The organism is Archangium sp. (assembly GCF_036388035.1).
Taxonomy (GTDB): domain Bacteria; phylum Myxococcota; class Myxococcia; order Myxococcales; family Myxococcaceae; genus Archangium.
In genome coordinates this window covers 1-12,124 of sequence record NZ_DASVSO010000021.1, presented here as the reverse complement: position 1 = coordinate 12,124, position 12,124 = coordinate 1, and the positions used below count along the sequence as shown (strand labels likewise).

Sequence of the window (12,124 nt, the reverse complement as noted above, 5' to 3'; positions counted from 1 at the left end):
CGGGGCCAACCCGCCTCCTCCTGTTCCCTGTCTGTCGTCGAACCAGGTGTGGGTCTCCGACAACGATGACCTCGTTCTCGCGGTGGGCCAGGAGACGGACGCCACGCCGCCCGTCGTGGCCATCACCTCGCCGGCGGAGGGCGCCACGCTCGAGCGCGTCGTCACCGTCACCGTGGAGGCGAGCGACAACTTCGGCGTACAGCGTGTGGAGCTGTACGACGGCGCCACCCTGATCGGCACCGATTCTCGCGCCCCATACTCGGTGAGCTGGGCGACCCGGACGGTGTCCAACGGGCCGCACACCCTCACCGCCCGGGCATATGACGCGGCCGGCAACGTCTCCACCTCGGCCCCGGTCCAGGTGCTGATCGACAACGACTACGTGCCGCCGCAGGTGGCGTTCATCACGCCCATGGATGGCGCGACCGTGAGCCAGACGGTCCTGCTCGAGGCCAGCGCCAGCGATGATCGGGGCGTGACGTACGTCGCCTTCTGGGTGGATGACATCCTCATTGACAGCTCCGCCCCGCCATACACCGTGAGCTGGAACACCCGCGAGGGGTCCAGCAAGGTGTCCAACGGACCGCACGTGCTGAGCGTGAGGGCCTATGACATGGGCGGTAACGCCTCGTTTTCGAGCACGGTGAACGTGGTGGTGGACAACAACTACGTCCTTCCCCAGGTCGTGCTCACCTCGCCGGCCAACGGAGCGGCCTTGAGCGGCCTCGTCCCGCTCGAGGCGACCGCGAGCGACGACCAGTCCGTGGCGGAGGTGTCGTTCTACGTGGACGGCGTTCTCATCGGGAGCGACACGACGGCGCCCTACGCCCTCTCCTGGGACTCGACGCAGGTGTTCAGCGGCGGCCACTCGCTGTCCGCCATGGCCCGGGACGCGGTGGGCAACCAGAAGTGGAGCGAGGGCGTCAGCGTGCAGGTGAGCAACCCGGTCAGTGCGCGCTACGACTCGGCCTTGAGGGTGCCCCGGTGCGACGGCGTGGCGGCGCTCTGTGACTCCCGGACCCTGGTCCGGGGACGGGCGCGGCCCTCGGGGTACCGGGGAGTGCGCGAGCAGAACACGCCCAACACGCTGGACGGATGCCTCGACGGAATGTACGGGACCGACGAGTACGAGGAGACCATCCATCGGCTCCGGGTGTTCCGGGAGGACGGCACGCCCATGGCCACCGGGAAGCGGGTCCGCATCGAGGTCGACGTGTTTGCCTCGACGTACAGCTTCAGCATGGACAAGCTGGACCTGTACTACACGGCGAACGCGACCGGGGCGCCCGCGTGGACGTACCTCACCACCGTCCTGCCCACGGCCAAGGGGGCTCAGACGCTCTCGGCGGAGTATGTCCTGCCCACCGGCGGCCTGCAGGCCGTTCGCGCGGTCTTCGGTACGTACTCGATCCTCGAGCCATGTGCCCAGGGATGGCCCGTCACCGAGCGCGATGACCTGGTCTTCCCGGTGGGCCCGCGGGAGGCGGATACCGTTCCACCGGACGAGGTCGTGCTCACCGCTCCCGCCGCGGGCGCCACGGTGACCGGAACCGTCCCGGTGACGGTCTCGGCCCGCGACAACCTCGGGGTGGTGGCCGTGGACTTCCTCGACGGGCAGACCCTGCTCGGCACGGACACCCAGCCTCCGTACAGCGTGAGCTGGAACAGCCGCAATGGCCCGAACGGCAGCCGCACCTTGACGGCCCGGGCCCGCGACCTGGCTGGAAACGAGGTGACCTCGCAGCCCCTGACGGTGACGGCGCACAATGATCTGTCGGTGCCGGTGGTGGCCCTCACCGCGCCCTCCGATGGCGCCCAGTTGACCGCGTCGGTGACGCTCACCGTGAATGCCACGGACCCCGAGGGCGTCACCCGGGTCGAGTTCTACAGAAACTCCATGCTGCTCGGCTCCGACTCCTCCGCGCCCTTCAGCTACCTCTGGAATACGCAGAACGAATACGTCGGCGATTACGTGCTGACCGCCCGGGCCTACGATGCGGCGGGCAACGTGGGGACCTCGGCGCAGGTGAGGGTGCGCTACTCGCCCGAGTTCACGCCGCCGTCCGTCTCGCTCACCGCGCCCGCCAGCGGGGCGAGGATCTCCAAGACGGTGACGATCTCCGCGAACGCCTCCGACGCGTCCGGGGTGAGCAGGGTCGAGTTCCTGTTGGACGGTACGGTGCTGGAGAGGGACTACTCCGCTCCCTACAGCTACTCCTGGAACACCCTGAGCGCGGCGGAGGGCAGCCATGTCCTGAGCGTGCGCGCCATGGACACCTACTACAACACCGCCACGTCCACGGGGGTGGCCGTGACGGTGGACAACGCGGGCCCGGCCGTGGTCATCACCTCGCCGGCCAGCGGGTCGACGGTGACGGGGGTGGTCCCGCTCCTGGCGGAGGCCACGGACGGCGCCGGGGTCGCCCAGGTCGACTTCTACGTGGACGGCAGACTGCTGGTGAGTGACACGACGGCGCCCTTTGGCACGGACTGGGATACCCGCTTCTTCAGCAACGGCACCCACACGGTGAACACCCGGTCTCGTGACGGGATGAACAACGAGGTCTGGGGCACCCAGATGATCGTGACCACGGACCAGCCCGGTGGCGCCGCTTACGACTCGGTCCTCCGCGTCCCGAAGTGCGCCACGCCGGACTCCGTCTGTGACACCACGGGGCTCGTGAAGGGCCGGAGCGCTGGGGAGCCGTACGGCGGGCCCAACACCCTCAACGCGGCCTGTGCGGATGGCTCGAGCTACCTCGGGCCGCAGCTCACCCGCATCAAGCTGTCGAGCGTGGATGGCGAGCGCTTCGCGCAGGGCGGGCGGGTCCAGCTCGAGGTCTACCTCAACGCCAGCTCCCTCGCGGACGAGCTCGACCTGTTCTCCACGGGCAATGCCACCAGCCCCTCGTGGACGTACCTGACCACGCTGAAGCCGGGCGCGACGGGGGACCAGGTCCTCTCGATGGAGTACACGCTGCCCATGGGCGGGCTGCAGGCGGTGCGTGCCCGGTACCGCACGGGCAGCTCCCCCAAGACGGCGTGCGGCACCGGCGGCCATGACCATGACGACGTGGCCTTCGCGGTGGGGGTGGGCCCGACGGTGGCGCTCACCGCTCCTTCCAGCAACGCGTACGTGACGGGAGTGGTCCCGCTCGCCGCGATGGCCACCGGCAGTCAGGGCGTGGCGCGGGTCGACTTCTACGTGGACGGGACGCTGCTCGGCACGGACACCAGCGCGCCCTACGAGCTGAGCTGGGACAGCACCGGCGTGGCGGAAGGGGCCCACTCGCTCAACGCGAAGGCCTACGGCACCGATGGCATCCCCACCACCTCTCCGGCGGTCGTGGTGTACATCGACAGCACCCCGCCGGACGCGGCGGTGCTCACCTCACCCGTGCAGGGGAGGGTGGTCGGGGGCAATGTCCTGCTCGAGGCCACCGCCAGTGACAACGTGGGGGTGGCGCGGGTCGAGTTCCACGCGGATGGGACGCTGATCGGTACGGACTCCACCTCGCCCCATGCGACGTTCTGGAACACCTCGGGAGTGGGGGAGGGCGCCCATACCCTCACCGTGAAGGCCTTTGACGGAGCCGGTAACGTCCGCAGCTCCGACGGAGTCTGGGTGACGGTGGACAACACCGCGCCGGCGACGGCCATCACCGCTCCCGCACGGAATGCCCTGGTCGGTGGGAGCGTCCAGGTCACCGCCACTGCCAGCGACACGAATGGGGTGGCGAAGGTCGAGCTCTACGTGGATGGGACGCTGATCGGCACCGACACCAGTGAGCCCTACCAGGTGGGCTGGAATACCTCCGGCGTGGTGGAGGGAGCCCACACGCTCACCCTGAAGGCCTACGACACCGCGGGCAACGCCGCGACCTCGTCCCCGGTCGTGGTGACCCTGGACAGCACCCTGCCGGACGTGGCGCTCACCTCTCCCGGGCCAGGGACGTACCACCGGGGCACCGTCGAGCTCGCGGCCACCGCCAGCGACAACCAGGGGGTGGCGCGGGTCGAGTTCTACGTCGAGGCCTATAATGAAGATGCGTTGCTCGGCACGGACTCCACCGCGCCCTACACGCTGAGCTGGAACACGCTCGCCACGTCCACGTACAACGGTGCCAATACGCTCAAGGTGAAGGCCTTCGACATCGCCGGCAACGTGCGCACGTCCGCCAGGGTGGTGGTGACGATCGACAACACCGCACCGACGGCGGGAGTCAGCACTCCCGCGTACGGCGCCCACGTCCGGGGAATCGTCCCGTTCACCGCCATCGCCCGCGACAGCCTGGGGGTGGAGCGGGTCGAGTTCTACGACAACGGGACACTGCTCGGGACGGACTTCACGGAGCCATACGTGGTGGACTGGGACACGACGCTCGTGCTGGACGGTCACCACAACCTCGTGGCGAAGGTTTTCGACATCGCCGGCAACATGCGCTCCTCCGCCCAGCAGCCGGTGGCTGTCGACAACAGCGCGCCGATGACGGCCCTCAGCGCTCCGGCGCAGAACGCCCAGGTTCGGGGCTCCGTGCCGGTCAGCGCCACCGCCAGCGACAACCTGGGGGTGGTGAAGGTGGAGTTCTTCGCGGACGGGACGCTGCTCGGGACGCTCACCACGGCGCCGTACGTGGTGGGCTGGAACAGCACCGGCGTGGCGGACGGGGTGCACACGCTCATCACCCAGGCCTACGACAAGGCCGGCAACGTCACCACCTCCGCCGCGGTCCAGGTGGAGGTCGACAACACGCTGCCGGACGTGGCGCTCGCGTCACCCGTGCCGGGGACGTTCCTGGGAGGCACCGCGGCGCTCGAGGCCACCGCCAGCGACTCCGGAAGCGTGGCGAGGGTCGACTTCTACGCGGACGGGACGCTGCTCGGCACGGACACCAGCGCGCCCTACACGCTGAGCTGGAGCACGGCGGGCGTGGCGGACGGTGCCCACACGCTCACGGTGAAGGCCACGGACGGCGCCGGCAATGCGCGCGCCTCCGCCGAAGTGGCGGTGACGGTGGACAACACCGCGCCGGTGACGGCCCTCAGCGCTCCGGCGCAGAACGGCTCTGTCCGGGGTACCGTCCCCGTCAGTGCCACCGCCAGCGACGCTGGAGGCGTGGAGCGGGTGGAGTTCTACGCGGACGGGGCGCTGCTCGGCACGGCCAGCGTGGTGCCGTACGGGGTGAGCTGGGACACGACGGCCCTGTCCACTGGCAGCACCGTCACGCTCACCACGCGGGCCTACGACTTGGCGGGCAACGTCAGCGTGTCCGCGAGCCGCACGGTGACGGTGGACCACACCGCGCCCACGGTGGCCATCACCTCGCCGGCCAATGGGACCTCGTTCTCCTTCCTCACCTTCAGCACCACGCTCCAGGCCAGTGCCAGTGACAACAGGGGCGTCACCCAGGTGGTGTTCTACGACGGGGCCAGCGTCATTGGCACCGACACCACGGCGCCCTACAGCGTGAGCTGGAGCCTGGGGGGCGTGCCCAAGGGGACGCACACCCTGACGGCCAGGGCGTATGACGCAGCGGGCAATGTCACGACGTCCGCGCCCGTCTCCGTGAAGGTGAACTGACCCCTCGGACCCGGGAACCGCGCCTGGGGTAGAGGCGGGAGGGGGCCCCGTTGAGGGGGATGGCTGGAACCGAGGGGTGGAGGAGGAGGGGCGGGGAGCGTCCGCGAGAGTGCTAGCGACGGGCGTGGGCTGTCGCGCCTCACGTGCTGGCGCCCTGCGTCATTCCAGTGAACAGCGGGTGGCACCCTGGTCACACCCGGAAGCAGAGGAGCCCTTGCCTGCTTGCTGCTCTGCTTCCGGATTGCCATCCCCACTCGCATCCTCCTGCGCAGTCCAAAAGAGGGGGTTCCAGATGTCGATTCGTCTGATGTGGTGCAGTGTCCTCGTCATTGGCGCGGCGCTCTGTGGCACGGGTTGCGCTCCCACTGCCGAGGCCCAGCAAGAGATAGGGATCCAACAACAGCATGCAGAGGGAGATCTCTGCGGTGGTTTCGCCGGCACCCCTTGTTCCGAGGGCTATGCCTGCATCGACGATCCCAACGACAGCTGTGACCCGGACCAGGGTGGCGCCGATTGTGCGGGCACCTGTCAGAGGGAGACCCCCGCCGCCTGCACGGGCCGGGAACCGGGCCTCAAGTATGTCTCCCGCGACCCCGCCCAGTGTGCCCTCATCCGCTACACCTGCAAGGAGGGCTACGTCCCGTTCTCCAACGAGTGTGGTTGTGGCTGCCAGAAGCGGCCGCCGGCCTGTGACTACAACGACCCGAACCGCACGTACGTCTCGAGGGATCCCGACGCGTGCGCCGCCATCACCTTCATCTGCGAGGGGAACACCCAGGGGTTCTTCGACCAGTGCGGCTGCGGCTGCGAGGTCGTTCCGTAGCGCGCCCCGGGTCTGAACACACAACCGGCACGGCTGCCAGCAAGGTCGGCCGCGCCGGAGTGAGGACAGCGGTGTTGCTCAGGATTACTGGCCGGAACTCATCGTGTAGGTGGTGCCGAAGTCGGCCGTGTAGCCCTTGATGAGGACGTAGTACGTGCCCTGCTTCGCCTCGTTGATGGTGCAGCGGAACCCATTACGTCCGCCGTCTCTCCGTGAGCGGTTTACGCTCTGCTGCCCGGTCGGTCCGTCCTCCAACCCACGGACTGTGCAGAAGCGCCCGAATTTCTGCATCATTTTGCGCCACGTCAGCTCATCATTTCGAGGGGGACCTGCTCGGCCCCACGAAAGTGAGCTCGGGACGAGCCGAACACCCACTCAATGCTGCACCGGGGAGTCTACGACCGCTCCCCGCGAATGCGTACAAGGAGCAATACATGAAGAGCCGATGGCTGAGCGCAGCGTTCCTCGCAGTGGCACTGGCCGTGAGCGCCTGTGGTGGTACGGAAGAGACCCTGGAGCCGGCGGAGGTGTCGGAGCCGGGCATCCGCGAGTCGCGGGATGGAGAGGTCGAACAAAAGCTTCTGTCGTGTAATGAAGAGGGCCTGTGCCCGACGGGCTACTACTGCGACCCGGGCTGGGTCTGCCGTCGCGGAGTGGGTCTCCTGGTTCTGTCGTGTGATGAAGAGGGCCTGTGCCCGACGGGCTACTACTGTGACCAGAACCAGATCTGCCGTCGCGGAGTGGGTTTCGTCCAGTAGACGTGGCTGAGAGGACGCAGGGGCCTGTCGGGATGCACCTGCGCTCCTCCGCTAGCCGGAAAGGTGTCAGACTTGAAACGGACACTTGGCTCCCACGCCGTGCATTGCGGAATGAAGGCTCTGGCGCGGCTCACTTGTAGACGTCTACAAGCAAGGTGGTGAGAGGTGGTTTCTCATGCCACATCACTTGTAGACGTCTACAAGTGAAGTCGACTCCAGGCCGTCAGGCGAAAAACGGGCCGTGGCTCCAGTCCAGCCAACTTCACGGCCGGCGTCGCTCGCGCCGCGAGGCCGCCGAGTCAGCGCCCTGGATACACACAGCCGAGCCGGAACGAGTCCTTTGACACCTTCCCGGTAGCGGGTGACTCAGGGACGGACCGTGCTCCACGGATTACCCTGAACAGGCATCACTTGAAGGAAGGTGCGCAAGAAAATCCCCGCCAAGGGAGCCAAGGTGTCATGGACAGCCAACAGCCTCGCGACGTCACCGGTCAACTCATCCACTCCGTGGAGTTTCATTGACTCGAGGAGTTTCACCGCCTCGACCACGGCCTCGTCCTTGCTGTCACGCAGCCTGATCAGCAGCAGCTCTCGAAACAAGACACGAAAGGCCTCTCTATCCAGATGGCCCACTCTATCGTAGGCGGCCAACAGGCTTGCGACGTCGTCTGATGAAATAGCGAGGGCCTCGAGATCCAAGAATTGAAGGGATTGCACCGCCTCGACCACGACCTCGCCCTCGGGATCGGTCAGCATGGCGAGCAGGATGGAACCCACCCGCTCGGTCGGAGAAGCATGGAGGGTCTGCGCACATCGAATCCGCCAAGACGCCGGTTGGTCCATCCACGTCGTTGCCAATTCCCGCCAGTCCTCTTCCGTGAAGTTGTTCAAAACCGAGACGGAATCACCGATGCCGCAATCCGACCAGTAATCCTCGGAGGGATAAGACGTCAGGCACAGGTGATAGCCGGAAAATCCTTGGACGGAATACATGCCTTCTCCCATGGATTGCTTCGCGTGGGCGCAGGGGCGCCGCGACCGCGAATCAAGCTGCTTGCCCACGCGGAGGCCCGAAAGGTCGAGCGGACTCACCCGTCCTGGGGCTGACAAAGCGTCTCATGTCCTGGCCGCAACCCACCTGCCCACGCCCATCCAGGCCTTCAACGGGCGGTACGCGCTCCTCCGTCTTCCTGTCTTCCTTCCGCGCTTGGAATGGCGCCATTGAGGCGCGCGCGAAGCACCTCCCCGAGCACCTTCGCGGTTTCCTCGGGCAGGCGCGCGAGGTGCGCGTAGAGCGTCTCCTCGAGCTGGGCGAGGGTCTCGGGCGCCGCCCCGGCCTCCCTCAGGCCGGCGAGCACCGCATAGGCCGCCATGCCGAGCGGCTCGACGAAGCCGCTCGACTCCTCCCAGAACTCCTCGAAGCAGGGCACGGCCTCCCCGGAGACGACGCGGGCCAGGCGCCCCAGGTTGGCCTCCCAGTACGCCCGGTGTGCTTCCAGCGACTCCTGGCTCGAGAACGGGCCCTGGCGAAGCTCGATGCGTGTGCCGCCCTCAGCGGGGCGGAGCATGAACGAAACGCGGGTCGTCTCGCGACCGAGGTTCCCTCCCTCCCAGGCCAGCTCCAGCGTGAAGCCTTCTCCCGGGGACACGGCCAGGAGGCGGCCGAGCTGCGCGAAGGGAGTGCCTTTCGCATCGAGCAGGTTCACCCGGAACGGCTCGCCCACCTCGTCTCCGCCCTCCTCCCCGAGTCGGGCGCCGCCCGGTGGGGCCCCGTACCAGCGCCGCATCTGGAAAGGGTCCTCGATGGCCAGGGAGACCTGCTTCGGGTCCTGGGCGACCCAGTACTCCATTGCCAACTCGCTCATTCCAGCGCCCCCATCCGGGTCCTCAGCTCCAGGGCAGGCACCTTCGCCAGCAGGGCCTCCGGCACGCGGTATTGCTCGACCACCAGGCTGATGCGCGCCTCCGAGAGCATCGCGGCCCCGGTTTCGACTGCCACGACCTCGTGCGTGAGGTCACCCCGGAACGTCACCAGCGAGCGCGGCCTGGGAGCCAGTGCCGCCACCTGCTTGCCCCGGTGATACAGCCGCAGCTCTCCTCCCGCGAGCTGTTGCGGTACCTGGACGTAGAGCACGCTCACCGCGATCGGGCTGCCGATGCCGGATGCGTAGAATTCCATGCTGCGATCCAGGTGGGCCTCCACCCCGCGCCCATTCTGGATGAGGAGCGGGTTGAGCAGGAACGCGTTGCACCCCGGCAGCAGCGCGGCCTCCAGGAAGGGCGCGAAGGAGGGAAACCGGGCCGTCACCTCGGAAACGCTCTCGCGCCGGAACGTCACCGAGAAGCCATAGGTGCCCGAGAACTGGTCCGTCAGGTTGTTCTCGCCGAGCAGCGAGGAGCCCAGGATGGCGGAGCGGATGGCCTCGGTGGCGTCGACGGGCAAGGCGTCGGGCGTGCGGTTTACGAAGGTCTGGAGGCGAAAGGCCCCGCTCCAGGGCGGCTGGAAGCGCATGGGAGCAGTCATTACGGCAGGGACTCCAGGTACGCGATGACCGCGTTGACCGTCGCGATCTGCTCGGTGTCATAGTTCGGATCGAGCCCGGCGAGCTGCTCCTGGTACTTCTGGATCCAGCCCTCGCGCGTGGTGGGCATGAACCCGCCCTGGCCCACGCCACCGGCGTTCATGACGAACTGGCCGACCGCGGCCGCCGGATCCCCCGGGTTGGCCTTGATGACGGTGTCGAGCAGCCCGTACATCTGAGTGCCGTTCAGGCCGAACTGTCGCTGCATCTCCTCGAGCCCCTGGATCGTCCCGGCCTCGCCCTCGCTCTCGGTGAAGAGGGTGGGCGCCGACTGCGCGAGCGTGATGAGCTGGTCATAGGTGAAGCCCATGGCCCGGAGCTCCTCGATGCGGCCGGGCTCGGCGTTCACCAGCGTGGGGATGGCGGCCTCCGGCACGCCCGCCCCCTTCAGGAACTTCTCGCGCGCCTCCCTCTCGGCGTCGCCCGAGTCAAAGACCATCTTGGCCATGCCTCCGACGAGGACGAGGCCCGTGCCCACCATGAGGCCCACCGGGTTGGCGCCCGCGAGCAGGAGGACGGCGCCACCCACCGCCATCGAGGCGTGCGAGCCCGCCTCGGCGTAGTCGCCCTTCTGCCACTCCTGGTAGGCCTTCCACCCATCGAGAGCCACGCCGAGCCCACCGAACACGCGGCCCGTCCAGGCCTTCGCGGCCTCGCTCACCGGGCGGCCCATCAGCTCCATCGCGGCGAACGCGCCGTCCGCGCCGAGCTGCCCGTTCTCGATGGTCCACGTCACGAACTGCTCGAAGGACGGGTCCTGCATCCCCACGAGGCCCTGGTAGGCGCCGACGACTCCGAGGCCCAAGCCCATCCCCTTGAGCGCACGCGAGACAGGGTGGGAGGGATCCAGCCCGAGCTTCGAGTCGATGTCCTTGAACGTCTGCTCGAGCTCGGCCTGCGCCTGCGCCGCCGTGACGCCCGACCGGGGATCCAGGAGGCTGTTGAGCCTGGTGATGGTCTCGTCGAGCGCCGCGCCGTTGACCTGGAGCAGCCCCTCGTTGAGCTTCAGCTGCTCGATGACGCGCTTGGCGCCCTCGACGTCGCCAGCCTCGACCAGCGCGGAGGCGCGACGCGACGTCGCGGCGACCAGCAGCGTGGCTACCTTGTCGCCCCAGCCGTTCGCCTTGTCCACGTGTTGGGCGAGCTCGAGCAGCGTCACCTCACCGTTGGACTGCCGGGTGATGGCGTCCTCGAGGTACTGACTGCCGGCCTTCGTCATCCCGAGCTGTGGCAGCGACTCGGTCATCTCGAAGGCGCGTCCCGCGTACGGGTGGTCCTCCGCCGTCGCGCCGAGCGAGCCCAGGGCCGTCATCGACGTGCTCATGGCGCCGCCGAGCTTCTCCCAGCGTGAGTAGAGCTCCTGGTTGGCGCGCATGTGGTTGTCGATGGCCGCCTGCTGCTGCTCGGCCGTCATCGTCGGGCCGAACTCCTCCAGGTACGTGTAGAGCTCCTGCTGCGCCGCGTTCACGTCCTCGGAGACGGAGTCGAACTGCGAGTCGATCGCCATCAGGACTTCATGGTTGAAGTTCTGGATGTTGATCGCCGGGCCTTCCTTGCCCGCGGCGAGGAAGGACTGCTCGAGCGAGAGGCCCAGCACCGCGGAGGGCGTCTGGTGCATGGCGGAGCGGATGGCGTTGGTGAACGGCTCGTTCACCATGCCGTCGTTCTCCCACGCGCGGGCGATGGGGTCCGTCAGGAGCCGCGCCTGCTCCACGCCCATCGTGTCGCCCAGGCGGACGATCCCCTCCACCGCCTGCTGGTGCCGCTCCCAGCCCTCCGCGGTTTCGGGCACCCAGGTCGCGAGGCCGCCCAGGGCGGTCTGTGCCTCCTGGGTGGCGAGGAGCTGCGCGCGGTACTCGGGGCTCGCGTGCTCGAGCTGGCGTTCCATTTCCAACGTCGCGGCCGCCGGGTCCGGCGCGTTGGCGATCGCCTGACGGTCCCGCTCGAGCGCGACTTCGGGAGGGATCGACAGCGGAGCGCCGAACAGCTTCGTCTGCTGATCCGGGGGCAGACGGCTCGCGTCCACCGCATCCGTGACCAGATCCGCCTCGGGGTAGGGCGGGGGAGCGTTCTGCTGGCGGGCGGCCTCGTTCGCGCGCTGCTGGGCCTCGAGCGCGCTGTTGGCGGCGGCTTCGGCGGCTTGCGGATCGCTGGCGGCATTGGCCTGCGCGGCCTGGGATTCGGTGCGGGCGGTCTCGGCCTGGGCCTGGGCCTGGTCGAGCGGCATCGACGCGCCGTCCGTGCCGTTGGCGAAGGCCAGGGCGGACGTCTCCCTCAGCTGCTGTGCCCGCAGGTTGGCGGCTCCGACGGCGAGCTGCGTCCGCACGAAGCTCGGCGTGTCCTGGGGGAGCCCCGCCACCGCGTCGCGCGCCGCGCTCGC

8 protein-coding genes are annotated in these 12,124 nt (G+C 68.3%); 3 read left to right on the top strand and 5 right to left on the bottom strand.

Features of this window, described 5'->3' with window-relative positions:
* Positions 1-46 precede the first annotated feature (46 nt).
* Together VF697_RS00860 and VF697_RS00855 are read left to right on the top strand one after the other, a co-directional pair.
* Positions 47-5,581: an Ig-like domain-containing protein gene (locus VF697_RS00860; protein ID WP_331091278.1), complete on the top strand. Its 5,535-nt coding sequence runs from the start codon at positions 47-49 to the stop codon at positions 5,579-5,581.
* A 292-nt stretch (positions 5,582-5,873) separates the two neighbouring features.
* Positions 5,874-6,404, top strand: a complete 531-nt coding sequence (locus VF697_RS00855) for a hypothetical protein (RefSeq protein WP_331091276.1) — start codon at positions 5,874-5,876, stop codon at positions 6,402-6,404.
* Between the two features lie 84 nt (positions 6,405-6,488).
* Here VF697_RS00855 and VF697_RS00850 read toward each other — a convergent pair whose 3' ends face one another.
* On the bottom strand, positions 6,489-6,698 hold the full coding sequence (locus tag VF697_RS00850) for a hypothetical protein (protein WP_331091274.1): 210 nt from the start codon (positions 6,696-6,698) through the stop codon (positions 6,489-6,491).
* A gap of 140 nt (positions 6,699-6,838) precedes the next feature.
* Here VF697_RS00850 and VF697_RS00845 point away from each other — a divergent pair, with 140 nt between their 5' ends.
* Entirely contained in the window at positions 6,839-7,162 is a 324-nt protein-coding gene (locus tag VF697_RS00845; RefSeq protein ID WP_331091273.1) for a hypothetical protein, read from the top strand.
* Positions 7,163-7,528: 366 nt separating this feature from the next.
* Here the strand turns inward: VF697_RS00845 and VF697_RS00840 are convergent, their stop codons facing one another.
* From VF697_RS00840 to VF697_RS00825, 4 genes are all read right to left on the bottom strand, one after another.
* A complete protein-coding gene (locus tag VF697_RS00840; RefSeq protein ID WP_331091271.1) occupies positions 7,529-8,155 on the bottom strand; it encodes a hypothetical protein in 627 nt (208 codons plus the stop codon).
* A 167-nt stretch (positions 8,156-8,322) separates the two neighbouring features.
* Complete coding sequence (locus tag VF697_RS00835; protein ID WP_331091269.1) at positions 8,323-9,027, bottom strand: SRPBCC domain-containing protein; 705 nt, start codon at positions 9,025-9,027, stop codon at positions 8,323-8,325.
* Entirely contained in the window at positions 9,024-9,686 is a 663-nt protein-coding gene (locus tag VF697_RS00830) for a 2OG-Fe(II) oxygenase (protein WP_331091267.1), read from the bottom strand. Before VF697_RS00830 ends, VF697_RS00835 begins: the two co-directional genes overlap by 4 nt.
* Positions 9,686-12,124: hypothetical protein (locus VF697_RS00825; RefSeq protein ID WP_331091265.1), on the bottom strand; the 2,439-nt coding region annotated here is incomplete at its 5' end. The genes VF697_RS00830 and VF697_RS00825, both read right to left, overlap by 1 nt.